Source organism: Halobacillus sp. ABA4_118 (genome assembly GCF_056160205.1).
In genome coordinates this window covers 2286960-2304782 of sequence record NZ_JBSWWS010000001.1, presented here as the reverse complement: position 1 = coordinate 2304782, position 17823 = coordinate 2286960, and the positions used below count along the sequence as shown (strand labels likewise).

Here is a 17823-nt window from a genome sequence, read left to right as displayed (position 1 = left end):
GTAGAGAGAGGAGCTTCCCCATTGAAAGCCAACCTAGCATTTCGAGAATTTCTATTGAAAAAAGCATCGATTCTAACGGAAGAATGGTATAATTCCCTCGATCAAAGTTCGGTTTCGGGCGTCTATGCCTCCCGTGATCAGGCAACCATTGAAAATTTGAAATCCCAAAACTTTGCATTTCACAAACATCTGGCCGAGATCTTCACTCTGGATAAAGAGGCCTTTCTCGCTCACATGAATGACTGGATCGTGGAAATTGGACGGGACCCCCATCATCTCGAGACTCCTACACATGAAATCATGCGGGAATTCATGCGTGTTCGTATCCAATACCTGGATTTCCTCAAGGAATTCATTGAAACCCAGGATGTCGACGTAGACAGGGATAGAGAAACACGCTGGACCCGTCTCCTGGTGGATGCCTTCGATCAGATCATGTATCAGGTCGTCGAGGAAAAATCCAATTACTTGAACCGTACGATTGAAAAACAGCAGTCGACCATCAATGAATTGAGCTCTCCATTGATTCAACTGTCGAATGAACAGGCGCTCCTGCCTCTTGTCGGGAACATTGATACCGACCGGGCCGCTGCGATCCAGGAGAATATACTGAGAAAATGCACCGAGCAGGATGTAGACTTGCTGTACATAGACTTGTCAGGAGTCTATCTCGTGGATACGATGGTTGCCCAGCAGATTTTCCAGCTGATTGACAGCCTCCGCTTGATCGGAGTATCTTCAACGGTCGTCGGCATCCGGCCGGAAATTGCACAGACCGCCGTTTCCCTCGGCCTCGACTTCAGTCACGTCACGACGACCGCGACGTTATCGCAGGCGATGGCCGGTCAAACCTTTTAAAAAACCAGCTTCCTGTTCAGACAGGAAGCTGGTTTTTTAGTTCGAAGATCATGCGCTCCAAAAACGGAAGGGTATCTTTCTTCCCTTTCCACACCTTTTGAAGCCAGGCAGACTCCTCTTCTAATAGGTGAATAAGAACGTTTACAGCTGTAGGATGCTCCCTCAGAGACAAGTGCTGGTAAACCTTTTGAAGTTTCTTTTTAACCCCGGCAGGCAGGGACTGATCTGCCGTTTTCAATCCAAGTTGCGCACGATCGGGAGCATAATGCTGGAGAAGAACCTTCGCTGTATTCAAAGCCAGGTCATTCAACACTTTACATGCCCACATATCATTTCCACGATCGGAAGCTTTCTTATACTGCAGCAAAAAGAAGGTGACATCATCAACCGCATCCTGAAAATCACGTTCATCTAAATAAAGCTGCTGTTCCTGTTGATGCCTTTCCATTCGCCCTTCAGGATCGTACAGTACACGGACGTAATCCTTATGGATCAGTGTTTCTTCTGTAACTGTAAATAAATCCACGTGCAGGAGATTATCATAAACCGCAATCACCTGAGGAGCAATGATGAAGATTTCATCATAAAACAAAAGAGGTTGATAGCATAAAAGGTGCGTTTTTCTCTTCTTTAAAAATGCATGCTCCTCCTCTTCATCCACAAGGACGTAAAGATCCACATCGGAATGGACATCTTCTTCCCCTCTGCCCATGGACCCTTTTAAAAAGACAGCCTTTACGAGTGCATCTACTTTCAAGCTTTCCAACAATACCTCTACAGCCTCTCCCTGTCTCATCGCCAGCCCTCCTGTAAAATGCGTTTCCAACATCATACAGTTGTTGAAGTTTAAAGTAAATGACCACAGGAAATGGGAGGAATAACAGGCCAGTCCTGTTTCCTATGCGCCTCCTTGATCAGAAGGCCTCTTCCTTATTCAGTCATCCGAGCCACCATGTGTTCCATCTTTAACCGGAACGTTTTTTCCTTATCCCTGCCTGTTCCAACACATTTTTCAGTTACATAAAAAAACAGGCTGCCGAGAGAATATCCTCGACAGCCTGAAAAATTGATCTCTGTTTACCGGGTTTGACCGTTTCCTTTCATAAGGAACTTGATCGTCGTCAATGCCGGCAGCCCCATTGGTCCGCGGGCATGAAGTTTTTGCGTGGAAATACCGATTTCCGCCCCAAATCCAAGGGCCCCGCCATCTGTAAAGCGTGTGGATGCATTGTGATAGAGAGCCGCTGCATCAACAAGCGCAAAGAAGTGATCGGCAGCTTTTTGGTCTTCTGTGACAATGGCTTCCGAGTGCTTCGTTCCATACGTTTCAATATGCGCGATTGCATCTGTCAGATTGTCTACAGCTTTCACTGCTAGATCTGTGCTCAAATATTCTTCAGCCCAGTCTTCTTCTCCAGCTGGAACAGCGCCTGGAATCGTATCAACGATGTGCTCATCGCCATGAACAGCAATATTGTTCTCTTTCAATGCAGCGATTAAGGCATCTTTATGCTCTTTCAACCAGTTTTTGTGAACAACCAGCGTTTCTGCTGCGTTACAGACAGCCGGACGATCGGTTTTTGCGTTGATCAAAATGTTCAGCGCTTTTTCCACATCCGCCTGCTCATCAATATAGATATGGCAGTTGCCGACACCTGTTTCAAGAACAGGGACCGTGGCGTTTTCTACCACAGCCTGAATCAATCGTCCGCCTCCACGTGGAATCAATACGTCGATGTGCTCTTTCATTGTAAACAGCTCGTTTGTAGCTGCACGATCTGTAGAAGCGATGAACTGTACAGCTTCCTTAGGCATTTTCGTCTCTTCAAGTCCTTTGTGAATGACATCTACAATAGCCTCGTTGGAGTGGATGGCAGACGAGCCACCTTTCAGGACAATCGCATTGCCTGATTTCAAAGCGAGTCCGGTAGCATCGACGGTCACGTTCGGACGTGCTTCATAAATCATACCGATCACACCGAGGGGAACGGTCACTTTTTCTACCTGCAGTCCATTTTCCAGCGTCCAGTCTGTCAGGACCTGCCCTGTTGGATCTTCCAGTTCTGCAACGTCACGAAGCCCCTGGGCAAAATCCTCCACGCGTTCTTTGGACAAGGAAAGACGGTCCATGAACGCATCAGTGAAGCCTTGCTCACGTCCATTGGCCAGATCTTTTTCATTGGCCTGCAGAATGCTTTCGTATTCACGTTCAAGTACATCAGCCAGATGAAGCAGCGCTTCATTCTTTTCTTCTTTTGAAAGGATCATCAGCTGTTTGGATGCTTTTTTCGCTTCCATTGCCTGAGCTTCCACATTTACATTCATAGTTACAGTCATCAAAGACCTCCTTGAGTATTTTAAACGCCTACGGGCATGGATACTTCGAGATGGCACACAAAATCTTTCTGTTCAACAGCAGCCTTATCATAAGACTCGAGTTCAGGTTGTGTCAGATTGATCATGTTCTTCATTTGTTCAGAAGAATAGTTGACTACGCCTAAGCCGATTTCTTCACCATCCAGATCATGGATTCGTACGACAGCACCTTTTTCAAAGCGCCCTGTGACATGGTGAACATTGGCCGGCATCAAGCTCTGTTTCATGTCGACAACCGTTTCTTTTGCACGGTGGTCAATGATTACTGTGCCCTCCGGTCCGGAGTTAAAAGCAATCCACTGTTTCTTCTGATCGAGGTTCTCAGCATCAGTCGTAATTTCAAAGTACGTACCTACAGCATCCCCGTAAACCGCATCATAGACGATGTTCGGTGTATTAGCCTTTCCTAGGAAAGAAGCGATACCGGAAGCCATGGAAATTTTGAAGGCATCAATTTTCGATTTCATGCCGCCTGTTCCGACCGCACTTCCCGGATCACCTGCTGCAGCTTCGATTTCAGGGGTAATCTCGTGGACTTTATCAAGCAGTTTTGCATCGGAGTTTTTTCTAGGATCAGCATCATAAAGGCCATCAATATCTGAAAGGATAATCAGCTGATCAGCATCGACAAGGCCGGCGACCTTCGCTGAAAGGGTGTCGTTATCTCCGAACTTCAGTCTGTCGATCGTAATCGTGTCATTTTCGTTTACAATAGGGATAATTCCGCGTTCTAGTAGGACATTGATGGTGTTACGTGCGTTGTTGTAGCGGTTTTCATCAGAGAAATCACTGCGCGTGATGAGGATTTGGGATCCCATATACCCATGGGATAGGAATAGATCAGAGTACGATTCCATGAGCAGACCCTGACCGATGGATGCGGCTGCCTGTTTTTCCGGCAGGGTGCTCGGACGCTCCAGGCATCCCAGTTTCCGGTAACCCGCGGCTACCGCGCCTGAGGAGACAAGGAGGACTTCATGGCCGTCGTCCTTCAAACGGACAACTTCATCGACAAGTTTTTCAAGTTTACGACGGCTGATTTCACCGTGCGCACTGGTTAATGAACTGCTTCCAATTTTAATAACGATTCGTTTCTTAGTTTGACTCAACATATCACTCCTGTTTAACAATTTTGCGTCTGTCAGCTGTATTTATCTACTGCCTACGAGAAGTCCTTCAAGTTCTGCACTCAATTCTTTGGATCGCGAAGCGGCACCGCGTACGGCTTCTGAAATCGCCTGACCTCCGCCGCTGGCTGCAAGCGCATCGAGTCCTGCTGCCGTTGTACCATTCGGTGAAGTTACGTTCTCCCGCAGTTCTGCCGGGGATTCATCACGTTCCAACATCATTTTGGCGGCACCAAGCAGTGTCTGTGCTCCAATTTCACGAAGCGTTTCCGGATCCATCCCTTCTGAACGGCCCGTTTCTTCGATATGCTCCATCAAATAATAAAAGTACGCAGGTCCACTTCCAGCGATTCCAGTGAAGACGTCCATTTTCTCTTCTTCTATGACGAAGACTTCACCGATTGAACGAAGCAGAGCTTTCGTAACTTCGACCTTCTCCATGTCTGCGAACTGCCCGGGGCACACGGCCGTGGCTGATTCACGAAGCATGCTGGAAGTATTCGGCATCACACGGACCACCTGCTGGCGGTCATTCAGACGATCTTCCATATAAGAAGTAGAAATACCGGCAAGAACAGATACAAGAACTTGGTCCGGGGTCAATTTATTTTTCAAGTCTTCCAAAACAGCGTCAATATCTTTCGGCTTCATTGCCAGAATGAACTGATCCACTTCAGCGAAATTCAATTCATCTTTTAATACTGTACGGACGCCGTATTTATATTGAATGTGGTTTAAACGTTCCTGATTACTTCGGTTGGTTACAATGATCTGTTCAGCTGGAATATTGCCCGACTCCACCATTCCTGAAATCATCGCCTCTGCCATAGATCCTGCACCTAGAAAAGCAATCGTTTGTTTAATCATTTGGGTTAATCTCTCCCGTTCGCATTTTTGTTCGCTTTTTCTCTAAGACGTTTTTCATCATAACACTGGCAAAAACAGATTCAAGGGCTTTTCTACAAGTCGGGTCTATATTCGTCAATTAGTCCGTGTAAACGGTTTCAAAGAGAGATATTTCACAGTCATCGCTTCTCATCGGAAATAATCTCGTCTCATGGGTGTATTTGCGGCTTGAATTTTTAAGAAATGCTCGACAAAACCGAATTGTTGGAATAATCATTCATTTTTTCGTTCCCCACTCATCTGAAAAACCGCCCTCCCTTTTTCATGCATAAAAAAAGCTGCTTCTGGTCAAAGGACCAGAAGCAGGCATTCAGCTTTCGTTTATAAAATGATTTAATTTAGCGAGCTGCTGATTGAGTTCACCGATCGGCACGAAGCGGGCTTTCCGGAAGAGCTCTTTTCCTTCCGAATAGACAAGAACGGCCGGTACAGTCATCACAGAGTAATGACCGGCAACCTGGGGTACTTCATCTGCATTCACATGGCGGGCTTGTATGCTTGGATAATCAGCCAGCAGATCCTCCACTTGAGGTAGAAGACCATGACAAACGGAGCAGCCCGGTCTGGATACATAAACAATCGAGAGCATTTCCTCATTTACAAAAGCATCTAAATCTTCAATGGAGTGTATAGAATCCATTTGTCTCACCTCGAGTTCATTATATCAGCTTCTAAACTAAAATTCCTTCCACGCGCCTCTTCCTACTGAAGACGTCGAGGGAAAGGCTGCTCATGATGTTTGTTTTCGACTTCCTTAAACAAATCCTCACCGGACGGGCTTTCTGAGGAAGGCTGGACCGCTTGATCCGGATGCAGCTTGGAAGCCAGCAGATGCAGCTGCTGCTTTAAGTCTTCCACGTCCTGCTTGGTCGCAGGCTGCTTCCTTTCTTTCAGCTCAAAGCCGAGCTGGCCGTTGGGTTCAAGAGTGGCCGATTTCAAATCCTGAATACAGGACACATTCGACTGCCGGAGCTTCATTTCCAATTGGTCCACAGTGAAACGCAGCTTCTTTAAGTTTTTTTCATTCAGCTGGCCATTTTCAATAATCGAGACAGACCTCCCCGTTAAAAACTTCTCCATAAAATCAAGTTTCACCTGGGAATATTCCATCGCCATCAAAGTTAAGACAAGCACACCGCCAACACCAAATGTAACCCAGATGTTCTCTCCTGCGACAGGCTGGATCAGCAGCGACCCAATGGCAATCATGATGACGGTCTGGGACAAGGTCATCTGCGAGATTGACTTCCGACCGGCGATACGAAGAATAATCGTACCTGCGAGGATGATTAAAACAGCTTTCCATATCCAATCCATAAAAGACACCTCGTTTCCATACGAAGGCAGAAGAACCGATGTATAACCCGAACCAGCTCCTCAAAACCGTCCGTTTATGTACCCCATCGTTTCCTATATCCTTCATACGTTGTCCTGAACGGATGAAAATATCCCCCCTCCACGGCAGGATTGCGGAGATAAAAAAAGCTTGTAGAAAAACAAGGTTTCTCTACAAGCAGAACATCGTTCCCCTATTCTTTGTTCCGATAAAGCTTCCAATAGCTGTAGTCGTGGACAGCGGTCCCTGCATAGCCGGGATGGCCGGAAAAGCTTTGGTTCAACCCGTTCAACTCCTGTTCCATCTGACCGGGTGAGCTGTCGTAGAAAGTCGTATAACTGCCTTCATCCGTCTTGATGACATTCACAGCAATAACCACCGATTTATCTTGATTCGCTGCCTGTTCGATGAGGGGGGAAGCAATATGTTTAATCCCGTTACGACCTTCCGTATAATCCCTGTAAGCCATAATCGTCATAGAATCCAGTTGAGACAGCATCCACGAGCTGAGCGATCCACTTTCCTCCGGCACTTGTAAATCATTCACCCAAAACGGAAAATCTCCACTCAATTGAAGATCCTGGCCTGTTTTTTCCACTTCTTGTCTTAAGAATGTGACATTATCCATCCATTGAGTTATGACTTCATCCCTGTCCGCATCCCACTCGGGCAGAAGGTAAGGCTCAATATCCATATGGATCCCTTTGAATCCTGCTTCACTTGGAACGTCTTGATTATAATCCTTGACCGAGGATATAAAGGCAGCAAGACTATCCTGATGTTTGTCCAGCGCCCAGTTGGGATCACCACCAAGGGCATACACTTGGATATTATGAGCGGAAGCTTCTTCTATAAACGCCTCTACACGCTCCCTGTCGAATCCTTTAATACTGATGTGCAGATAGATTAAATTCACTTCCTGCTCTTCAGCGAAAGCGATATTTTCCTCTATGCTTCCTTCCATCTCGTCCAAATCCCAGATCCAGGTAGCCTTCACTTTTGATGGTTGACTCATGTATATGCCCACCCCAATGATGAGAAGAAACAGCATCACTGATCCGATGATGCTGTTTCTTCGGGAGAATTTTCGTTTAAAGAAAGACCTTTCACCATTGAAAGGTCTTTCCTTCTGTAATTTAGTTAACATAGGGCAGAGAACTGATATCATTTGTTCTTGAGAAATTTTTCACTTTTGTACGATCCGCTGCTTGATAATTCTCCAGATCCACATCCGGACCAATGATGCAGTTCGTTCCTATTTTCGTTTTCCCTCTTAAATGCGTCCTCGGTTCAATCACCGTATCGATGCCGATGGTTACGTCAGCACCTATGTAAGTAGAGAAGGGATCAATAATCGTTACCCCATTTTCCATATGAAATTCAATGATGCGTTTCTGTAAAATTTTCTCCGCCTTCGCAAGCTGGGTTCGATCATTAATGCCGAGTCCTTCGTCAACGTCCGGCATACGGGCTGCTGAGATTCGCTCCCCTTTTTGCTGCAGGACCTCAATGACATCCGGCAGATAATATTCCCCCTGCTCATTGTCCGTTGACACAAGATCCAAAGCTTCAAATAACAGCCCGTTATCGAAACAGAAAATACCCGAATTCACCTCGTTGACGGAACGCTCCTGCTCGGAAGCATCCTTTTCTTCAACAATCCGTTCCACCTGTCCCTGCTCATTACGAATAATCCTTCCATAGCCCGCGGGGTCATCCGGCTGCATCGTCAGAATCGTAGCAGCTGCGTTTGTCTCCTGATGGAGTTCCAGACAATCGGCTAACGTTCCGCTGGATATGAGCGGCGTATCTCCTGTAATGATCAGCGTGCTGCCTTCACGATGACCCAGCTGTTCATGAGACATTTTCACGGCATGAGCTGTGCCGAGCTGTTCCGCTTGATAAGCATACTCTACGGTCGAACCCAGCTGTTCCTGTATTCGTTCACTCTGATGACCCACAACGGTAACGATCTCATCGATGGAAAGCTGCTTCAGCTGATCAATGACATGTTCCACCATAGGTTTTCCACAAACCTTATGAAGAACTTTCGGAAGATCGGATTTCATCCTTGTTCCTTTGCCAGCAGCTAATACTACAGCAAACGTTTCACTCATTTTTCTTCCCCCATTCGTAGTTATTCCTCGATCGGCTGGATGATTGGTCTTAACTGCTCCATCACCTCATCAATAATCTGACGGTCCGTTTGGATGCTTTCGTTCTCCACCTTTTCATAAACCCCAAGCATCAGCCCTTTTAAATTACTTTTATTCAGTTTTGTCTGCTGCCGTTCCATGACCTCCATCATTTGGATACCTACTCGACCGTAACGCTCTTCGCAAGGTTTCTTGGTTTGTCGACGTCGTTACCAAGAGCGAGCGATGTATAATAAGCGATCAATTGTAAAGGAACGACTGTCAGCAGCGGCGTCAGAATGGATGGAGTGTTCGGAATATAGCACGTTTCATCTACATACTCCCATATATCCAGATTCCCTTCTTCTGCGACCCCCAGCACCTGCGCTCCACGGGCTTTCACTTCCTTGACATTCCCGAGCATTTTCTCACTCACTTCATCTTGTGTAATGAGAGCAACGACTGGTGTCCCTTCTTCGATCAAGGCCAGCGTTCCGTGCTTCAATTCCCCTGCTGCATAAGCTTCCGAATGAATATAGGAGATTTCCTTCAGTTTCAACGATCCTTCCAACGCGACCGCATGATCCAGTCCCCGGCCGAGGAAAAAGACACTTTTGGCATCTTTGATGGAATCACTGTACCAGCGGATTCCCTGAGAGTGCTCCAGCATGTCCTCGATTTTCTCCGGCAGTTCGATGATGGACTCAATCAGCTGCTTGTAGTTTTGTTCGGTGATGGTTTGTTTGCTTTCAGCAAGATACAGACCTAATAGGTAGAATGACAGCACTTGTGTGGTGTACGCTTTTGTAGAAGCTACAGCAATCTCCGGACCGGCCATTGTCAAAATCACTTCATCTGCTTCACGGGCGATGGAGCTTCCGACAACGTTCGTTATGGCCAGAACATTCGCTCCAAGGTGTTGACTTTGACGCAGCGCGGCCAGAGTATCTGCTGTTTCTCCAGATTGACTGACAACAATGACCAATGTCTTCTCGTCTACGATCGGGCGTCGATAGCGGAATTCCGAAGCCACTTCAACATCGACTGGAATACGTGTCAGTTCCTCGATTACATGCTTACCGATCAACCCTGCATGATAAGCTGTCCCACAGGCTACAATCGTAATTTTGTTCCATTGCTGAATGGTTTCAGGTGACCACTGCAGTTCCTCGAAGTCCACACGTTTCGCTTCCTGATCAAGACGACCGGTCATCGTTTTCCGAAGTGCCGTCGGCTGTTCGAAGATCTCTTTCAGCATAAAGTGATCATACCCATTTTTCTCAGCCTGTTCCATATCCCAGTCCACACGGAAAATATCGCGTGTCAATTCCTTTCCTGTCTCCGTTTCCATCAACGTGACACCTTCTTTTGAAAGGATTGCCATCTCGCCGTCTTCCAAAATATAAACATCACGTGTATGTTCCAGCAGAGCGGGGATGTCGGAGCTGATCAGGGATTCTCCATCGCCGGATCCGATGATGAGGGGACTGGCTTCACGCACAGCATACAACCGCTCTGGATCATGCTCAGAAACTATTCCAAGCGCATAGGCTCCTTCCAGTCTATCCACCACTTTCTGGATGGTCGATACTATTTCTCCATCATATAAATGAGAGAATAAGTGGGAAATCACTTCGGAATCCGTTTCAGAAGTAAAGGAATAGCCTTCCTCCTTCATTTCCCGCTTAATTTCCATATAGTTCTCAATAATGCCGTTATGGACGACAGCAAATTTGGATTGCTCATCCAGATGCGGGTGGGAATTCTCATCGGAAGGGCGTCCGTGTGTAGCCCATCGGGTATGACCGATTCCGATCGACCCAGAAAGCGGAGCCCCCTCCAATTTTTCTTCCAACACTTCGAGTCTTCCTTTAGACTTCTCATGCTGAAGGGTTTCCCCGTTGTTCAATGCGATACCAACAGAGTCATAGCCGCGATATTCCAGCTTACGCAGTCCTTCTGTTAATACACGCTGTGTTTCTTTATCTCCAACATATCCCATGATTCCGCACATTGTCGTTCATCCCCTTTATAATAAGTAGTTTTTAAGCTTTCTTTGATTGATTATAGAGCAATGGATTCGTGCTGTTTCTTGTTCACTTTCGAAGCCGTCCCAAGTTTATGAATGTGTGGTTGATCGAAGGCTTGGAAAGCGTTCCTTGTATCTACAATCGGAACTCCTAATTCCGCCAGTTCATGATAATCAAAGTCACTGTGATTCGTGACCATGACAAGGCAGTCGTACTCTTTCAGCTGTTCTTTATCATAAGGAACCGAGTGGACGACGTCACCATCATCATCCAGGAAGCTGTGGGCATGGGGATCGTGATACTCCACCTTCGCTCCGTTTTCTTTATATAGTTCATAGAGATACAGCCCCGGTGATTCACGAAGATCACTGATATTCGGTTTATAGGCCATACCGAGAATAAGGATTTTAGAATCATTGATGGACTTCCCATGAATGTTCAATACCTGTGACGTCTTTCCAACGACAACGTCCGGCATGTTGCTGTTGATCGACTGGGCCAGATCGATGAACTTACTATAGAAGCGGAATCCTTTGGCTTTCCAGGACAAGTACATCGGATCCAGAGGGATACAGTGACCGCCGATTCCAGGTCCCGGTTGGAACTTCATAAAGCCGAATGGTTTCGTTGCCGCTGCATCAATCACTTCCCACACATCGATATCCATACGTTCACACATCATTGCAATCTCATTGACAAAAGCAATATTGACGCTTCGGAACGTATTTTCTAGAAGCTTGGACATCTCTGCAACTTTGGGTGACGTAACAGGAACAACGTTTGGAATGTAATTTCTGTAGAGAAGCCCTCCGACTGTATTACATTTTTCTGTCATGCCGCCCATAACTTTCGGCATGTTATGCGTGTTGAAGGACTGATTCCCTGGATCCACGCGCTCAGGTGAATAACAAAGGAAGATATCTTCGCCTTCGACGTATCCCATACGATTGAATTCTTTCAAAATCAGTTCTTCGGTCGTCCCCGGATATGTGGTGCTTTCCAGCGTCACGAGCATTCCTTTTTTCATAAAGGGCTTCATGCTGTTGATCACGCCTGTAATATAGGAAGTATCCGGATCCTGGTTCTCACTTAATGGGGTAGGGACACAAATGCTGACCGCATCAAGGTCTTTGACAACTTCATAGTCACTTGTTGGAAAGAACCGATCTGTGGCAAGCGCCTGCTGCAAATCGTCATCCGCAATATCGTTGATGTAGGAATGCCCTTCACGCAGCGACTGAATCTTCTTCTGATCCAAATCGATGCCACATACGTTGAATCCTGACTTCACCATTTCGACAGCCAGTGGCAGCCCGACATACCCCATACCGACAACTCCGATATTTGCTTTCTTCATTTCAATCTTCTGAGACAGCTGTTCAAAATATCCCATTCCTGATCCCTCTCTTTTTATAAGATTTATTTAGAAACGCTCACGAGTCTTTTCATCCGTGCTTCAAGCTCTACAAGTGAAAAGGGCTTGGTCATATAATCGGAGACACCATAATCAAACGTGCGCCTCACATCTTCTTCCAATTGTTTATTTGTAAGAACTATGATCGCTGTCGACTTTTTGGAGGCTTCGTCGATGTTCTTGATTTGATTGATGAACTGATAGCCTCCCAGAGCGGACAGATTGATTTCCGTAATGACGAGATCCGGCAGGACATTTTGATAGACATCCACGCCCGTTTTCCCGTCTTCTGCTGTATGGACGACATAACCTTTTCCCTGCAGGTAGTTTGTCAATAACTGAACTAAGCTTTGATCACTATCAACAAGCAGCACGGATTTCGTTGATGGACCCTTTTCCTTCTGTCCTTGATAAACATGGATATCGTTCGTTTCGTGGTTTCCATCAATGATTCTCCAAAGCATGTCAAACATCATTTGTTCTGCGTGGTCGCTGTTTTCAGGAAAGCTCCCCACCCATAAATCTCCGGTGAGCTGGCGGTTCCGGCTTAACACATCTTTCACGTGCAGCGATAGAAAATGGGTATACGCCAAGGCACAGCCATCAAGCAGGATGCCAAGAATCTTCTCCTGTGGATCGTAACTGACTTGAAAGGCGGTACCCGGCTCTTCCTTTTCCAAATACGCTTCCATTTCCCCGACCTCTGCTTCATTCATATCTGCACGGGCCAGAATGATCCCGCACTTTAATTGGCTGCTCTGATAATAGTGAAGAAAATGATTGAACGATTGAATGATCCGGGAACCAATATGAGTCGCTGCCATTTTCCACCCTCCTTTTTTCGTTCGGTTATGCGGCCTTTTCCTTGTCTTCGTCTTCGTCTTCATTCCAACTGGTTCGTACCATCGTTCCCCAGGAGTTGTTTTTCCGCATAAAGTCGATGTGACCGAGGAACCTCCATAAAATCCCCAGCTGACGGTATCCGAAGAACATCAAAACCGTGTACAAAATCATCTTGAAATAATCGCGGACTCTCGGGTAGCGCTGAAAGGCCATTTCCTCCAAAAGCAGCGAACCTAAGCCAAGCAGTGTTCCGTACAGAACATTAATCAGCATGAAGATTCCCATGAGCTTCCATCCGGTCATGTCCATGAAGCTGTAACCGAGAATGGCGAGAAAACCTGTAATTCGGAAATAAGGGCTCAAAGTTTCAAAAATAATGTTATATGGGATCGTTAACATACCCATGATCTTGTATTTCGGACGCAGGAACATGAAGCGCCCTTCTTCAATCATATTTTTCAAATTTCCACGGCCCCAGCGTTTACGCTGACTGCCGAGAATCTTGAACGTGTCGGGAGCCTGCGTCCAACAGACTGCATCCGGACAAAAATCGATTTTGTAGGGAAGCTTGTGATCCAGCATGTAGCGGTGAAGCTTAATGATAATGTTCATATCCTCCCCAGGGTAACCCCCGCGGTAGCCTCCGACTTTTACAACGTATTCTTTCTTAAAGACACCGAAAGCACCGGAAACGATAATCAGTCCATTGACGTCACTCCAGCCGATCCGTCCGCCTAGAAACGCTTTTAAGTACTCTACGGTCTGGAACATCGGCAGTAATTTTTTCGGAAGATTGACCTGCTTCACCATCCCGTTTTGGATACGGCAGCCGTTGGCAATCCGCACGTTCCCACCAATCGCCACATTCTCCTCAGGATTTTCCATATACTTTCTGGCAATCCGGATCAGCGCATCTTCTTCGAGTAAAGAATCCGCATCGATCGATGAGATCAGTGAGTAATTCGATAAGTTAATGCCGGCATTCAGGGAATCTGCTTTTCCACCATTCTCTTTATCTACAAGATAGAGAGTTGGATAATCCGGATTGTAGTAAACCCCTTTGACCTCAGCTGTAGCAATCGTATCTTTGATCATATTCGGGGGATGATATTTTAATTGGAACTCCTCGATTAAGGTATCGAGGGTTTTGTCTCCCGATCCGTCATTCACCACAATCACTTCAAACTCCGGGTAATGGAGGGCCAGCAGGGATCTGACATTTTCCTTGATAGTCAGCTCTTCATTGAAAGCTGGAACAAGGATGGATATGGGCGGGACATGTTTGGATCCGGACAGGGCCTCATACTTTGAGTAGAAGGTTTCCTTCATAATTCCTAGTATTCTCCGGAAGGAAAATAAGATAATTCCGAAGTAAATGGTGTTGATCGTAACTACGTAATACATGGCAAAAATTCCATAGAACAGCAGGATCTCTCTCATTCTTCATCCTCCTTCCTTACATGACGTTTGTTAATGCCTGGTGATTTTCAAAATACTTCTTGTACAGAAACTCTTTATGGTTGTGACTCATGATGTCCTCGACATGGGAAGATGGGGAGGTTGACTGCTTCAAATTTTCTTCGATGAATTCCATGGCCACGGCCCTTCCATGCTCACTTCCATCTCCAACAGCCAATTGGCACAGGGCTTCAAACCCTTCGTCTCCCATACGGACTAGACTCGCTGCACTCGCACGAGCGACCATCCAGTTTACATCTTCCAGCCGGGTGGATAACAAGTGAATGTATTGAATGAGACCAGATCTCCCAATCCATTCAGCAAAAAGTCTGCGGACCTCCCAGTCCGGGAAAGCAAGATAAAATTGAACATCCTCTTCAGATAAGTCAACCGAGGAAATCAGCAGTTTAGCTGCGTTCATACGAATGTCACGATCATCCGATTTCGTCAGTTCCTGAATACGGTCAGGCAGATCAGCCTTCACGCTGTTCTGAAGACCAATAAGCCCGAGCTTCACATATTTGGGATCCTTTTCATGCAGGAATGTGATAAATAACTGTGTTAAATCAAGTTCAGATTCCTTTGTGATGTCTGCTGTCAAATGAACATCCTGCTTCCCATTCTCAATAAGGAAACGGAGCAGATCGCCCATCTCACTTAACTGTGTGGCCGTTTGGGCAGCCGCCCGTGCATAAATGAAGGAGGAAGAATCCACACGCTTCTTATACAGCAGGGAAAGCAGAGAGGATGTGGCTTCAGGTGCCCTCAATGCTCCAAGGTGATACGCGGCATCCAACCGGACAAGCGGCCGATGACTGCCCAACCGCTTTAAATTGTGTTCGACCAGCCCGAGATCCCCGCACAGCCTTAACAGCCCCTGCCGGTAAATCCCATCCAGCTGATTGATCCATTGGACAAGCTCGCTCTGCAGCACTCGTCGTTCAAAGGTTGTCAGAGAGCCGCCGGGGGGTCTTAACCGGTCTTCTTCTCCTAAGTGCATTTGTACATATTCCAGATAATCTTTATGTCGAACCAGACATTGCGCTCTCCGCTTTTCTACACGTTTTTTATTCCATTTCAAACTTAACGTCGCCATAATGAATGCGGTCATGAGAATGAGTAAAACCCCAATCATGTAGTAAGCGATTTGAACGTTGATATACATGGAGAACCTCCTTCCTTATTGTTCCAATCCCTGTAAGGCTTCTTTCATCATGTAATAGCTCGCCTTTCTTTTTTCTTCATACGCTGTTTCCTGCCATTCCTTCCATTCGTAGATCGGGTACGGCTCTGTAGAAACTGAGCTGCTTACCCCACGGATCTCCTCTGATTCTTTATCATAGATCCAGGGGAGGAGGCGGATGCCATCCACCGTCTCTTTAGGAAGATCCCCTTCCATCTGCTCAGAAGAAGGATAACCGACCGCCTTTTTTGTACTCGGATCTGAGAACCCTAACAGTCCCCAGGGGATTTTCATCTCCAGCACACGGCCTTTGATTTCCCAGTCGGCCTCTGCCTGATTCACAAGGGAAGCGCGGTCCATCTGTCCCACCTCTACGGCTTCAAATGGAATTTCCTCTTTTGTCAAAGGATGCCTCAATGGTAGACTGACAGCCATTTTCCAAGGTTGGAAGGTTCCCTCCTGACCGCTGCCGGAAGCTTCTTCATAGAGACGCGTATGGAAATCATAGGTGGATTCGATCAACACTTCACTTTTTTCCCATGCACTGAGACGTATCATCGTCTCCAGTCCTTCTTCCAGTTGGATGCCGTGGAGGTGTTGAGGAGGATCTGTTCCTCCCTCCACACTATCGACACCTACATAAACAGACTGCTTCTCCAAGTCGATGTCCTCTGGTAATCGCGCGGAAATGTACACATACCCTTCGTCATGGGTCACATTCAAATCAGTGAGCGGTGCAGAGATTTTCTCCACGTCTTCCTTCTCCAGTTCCTTCCAATCCTTGAGATCACCATCAATCTCCACATCATCAGCTTTTTCCGGGTACATGCCTAAAACACCGTAGGATTGTTCAGCAGATAACGTGTTATACCAGAACGCCTCCCTGTGATCTGTACTCAAAGGCATGGCATTCCACGTTTTCTTAAACCACTCATCCTGCCAGGTGAAAAGCAGAGCCCCCGAGAATTCTTCGTTGTATATATGGTGAAGCTGATCGACAGCATGTTTTCCCTGCTCTTGTTCACTATGTCCGCCCTGATCCCGGCCTAAAGGACCATTGTGAGCACTTCCTCTGGATGAAGGAACTCCGAATTCACTGATCATGACAGGCAGTCCTTCATGATAATCTTTCAAATCTTTCAAGTATCCGAGGTATGTATCTACCTTTCCATCTTCATTTTTTACGTCATCGTACTCATCGGTGAACCTTAAAAAGTCCGGATAGTACGGGTAAGCGTGATACGAAGCAAAATAGCCGGCAGCCCAGTTCGTTTCCTCAATATGTGTGGGATCGACACTCACCATATCCTCTCTTTTCTGGGGTTCCTGCGGATGCTCCAGAGGATCGGTTGTCATCCAATTGGTAAAGGTCATCGGATGCTGCCACCCTCTTTCACTTTCCTGCTCTGCTGTGTAATCCAAAAGTTCAGCTAACCAGCTTTCAAAGGGGGAGGCATCTTCGGTGGTTCCAAAATATGTGCCACTGAAAGCTGGATCATCGCTGTGTTTATCATTAGTCTGTTGAACAAGATCAGGATTCCATTCCGTTCCAATATGCCAGGCAGCCAAATAAGGGCCGGCATCCGCCGTATAGTTCCCGCTTGCTTTCCCATCCTGCTCAGGTATCCGGATGTCTCCATAAACCGCTCCTGCAGCATGATCAATCTCTTGCTTAAAAGCCTGCAGCACACGGTTGGATAAAGCATCTCCCGTGTCATCCATGATATTCACCGGAGACCAGACCCCCTGCATGAAATAAAGAGGATCCCCTTGGGTATCTTCGTTGTATTCCACCAGCGCTTCGTAGAAAACAGGAGGATGGATCGTATAAATCCGAATCGTGTTCACTCCCATTTCATCAATCATTTCAAACCAGCGGAGGTAGTCGTCTTTAGAAATGGGAAGTTCTCCCGGGAAATGGCCGGGCAAAGTGGCTCCCATATTTATCCCTTTAATAAAAAGCGGTGACCAGCTTTCATCCTGATAGACTTCGAATTGCTCGCCCTGCGTACGAAATGTCAGCTGGCTCCCATTTTGGAGCTGTTCGCTTTCCGTCATCTTTGTTGATCCCACTAAAAACCAACTGCCAGCCACTGTTATAAAAAAGAGAACAGCGAGCCCTTTCCCCTTCCATCTCATTTATCCCCCTCCTTCAAA

The 17823-nt window shown here is 46.6% G+C and carries 16 protein-coding genes; 1 reads left to right on the top strand and 15 read right to left on the bottom strand.

Annotation, left to right across the window (positions count from 1 at the left end; genetic code table 11):
- Positions 1-21: 21 nt before the first annotated feature.
- Positions 22-858, top strand: coding sequence for an STAS domain-containing protein (locus tag ACXAGL_RS11370; protein ID WP_474967556.1), 837 nt, complete (start codon positions 22-24; stop codon positions 856-858).
- Between the two features lie 16 nt (positions 859-874).
- On the opposite strand, the gene ACXAGL_RS11365 is transcribed toward ACXAGL_RS11370, so the two are convergent.
- The 15 genes from ACXAGL_RS11365 to ACXAGL_RS11295 all read right to left on the bottom strand — a co-directional run bounded on the left by ACXAGL_RS11365 (position 875) and on the right by ACXAGL_RS11295 (position 17805).
- On the bottom strand, positions 875-1654 hold the full coding sequence (locus tag ACXAGL_RS11365) for a nucleotidyltransferase domain-containing protein (protein WP_474967555.1): 780 nt from the start codon (positions 1652-1654) through the stop codon (positions 875-877).
- Between the two features lie 281 nt (positions 1655-1935).
- Positions 1936-3195 carry a glutamate-5-semialdehyde dehydrogenase gene (locus ACXAGL_RS11360; RefSeq protein WP_474991213.1) on the bottom strand — a complete coding sequence of 420 codons (1260 nt, stop codon included), beginning with the start codon at positions 3193-3195 and terminating at the stop codon, positions 1936-1938.
- Between the two features lie 20 nt (positions 3196-3215).
- Positions 3216-4346, bottom strand: a complete 1131-nt coding sequence (gene proB / locus ACXAGL_RS11355; protein WP_027956205.1) for a glutamate 5-kinase — start codon at positions 4344-4346, stop codon at positions 3216-3218.
- A gap of 39 nt (positions 4347-4385) precedes the next feature.
- A complete protein-coding gene (gene proC, locus ACXAGL_RS11350; RefSeq protein ID WP_474967553.1) occupies positions 4386-5228 on the bottom strand; it encodes a pyrroline-5-carboxylate reductase in 843 nt (280 codons plus the stop codon).
- A gap of 349 nt (positions 5229-5577) precedes the next feature.
- A complete protein-coding gene (locus ACXAGL_RS11345) occupies positions 5578-5907 on the bottom strand; it encodes a thioredoxin family protein (RefSeq protein WP_474967552.1) in 330 nt (109 codons plus the stop codon).
- Between the two features lie 62 nt (positions 5908-5969).
- Positions 5970-6584, bottom strand: coding sequence for a DUF421 domain-containing protein (locus tag ACXAGL_RS11340; protein WP_474967551.1), 615 nt, complete (start codon positions 6582-6584; stop codon positions 5970-5972).
- Positions 6585-6796: 212 nt separating this feature from the next.
- Positions 6797-7618 carry a hypothetical protein gene (locus ACXAGL_RS11335; RefSeq protein WP_474971968.1) on the bottom strand — a complete coding sequence of 274 codons (822 nt, stop codon included), beginning with the start codon at positions 7616-7618 and terminating at the stop codon, positions 6797-6799.
- 121 nt (positions 7619-7739) lie between these two features.
- Positions 7740-8720 carry a bifunctional UDP-N-acetylglucosamine diphosphorylase/glucosamine-1-phosphate N-acetyltransferase GlmU gene (glmU, locus tag ACXAGL_RS11330; protein WP_474967549.1) on the bottom strand — a complete coding sequence of 327 codons (981 nt, stop codon included), beginning with the start codon at positions 8718-8720 and terminating at the stop codon, positions 7740-7742.
- A 20-nt stretch (positions 8721-8740) separates the two neighbouring features.
- Positions 8741-8911, bottom strand: coding sequence for a hypothetical protein (locus ACXAGL_RS11325; protein ID WP_474967548.1), 171 nt, complete (start codon positions 8909-8911; stop codon positions 8741-8743).
- A gap of 8 nt (positions 8912-8919) precedes the next feature.
- Positions 8920-10752: a glutamine--fructose-6-phosphate transaminase (isomerizing) gene (gene glmS / locus ACXAGL_RS11320; protein WP_474991212.1), complete on the bottom strand. Its 1833-nt coding sequence runs from the start codon at positions 10750-10752 to the stop codon at positions 8920-8922.
- 50 nt (positions 10753-10802) lie between these two features.
- Positions 10803-12161, bottom strand: a complete 1359-nt coding sequence (locus tag ACXAGL_RS11315) for a nucleotide sugar dehydrogenase (RefSeq protein WP_474991211.1) — start codon at positions 12159-12161, stop codon at positions 10803-10805.
- A 26-nt stretch (positions 12162-12187) separates the two neighbouring features.
- Complete coding sequence (locus ACXAGL_RS11310) at positions 12188-13006, bottom strand: response regulator transcription factor (protein ID WP_474967545.1); 819 nt, start codon at positions 13004-13006, stop codon at positions 12188-12190.
- Between the two features lie 25 nt (positions 13007-13031).
- Positions 13032-14465 (bottom strand): glycosyltransferase family 2 protein, encoded by a 1434-nt coding sequence (locus ACXAGL_RS11305; protein WP_474967544.1) that lies wholly within the window; start codon positions 14463-14465, stop codon positions 13032-13034.
- Between the two features lie 16 nt (positions 14466-14481).
- Positions 14482-15648 (bottom strand): HEAT repeat domain-containing protein, encoded by a 1167-nt coding sequence (locus tag ACXAGL_RS11300; protein WP_474991210.1) that lies wholly within the window; start codon positions 15646-15648, stop codon positions 14482-14484.
- A 15-nt stretch (positions 15649-15663) separates the two neighbouring features.
- Positions 15664-17805 carry a hypothetical protein gene (locus tag ACXAGL_RS11295; RefSeq protein ID WP_474991209.1) on the bottom strand — a complete coding sequence of 714 codons (2142 nt, stop codon included), beginning with the start codon at positions 17803-17805 and terminating at the stop codon, positions 15664-15666.
- Positions 17806-17823: the final 18 nt, after the last annotated feature.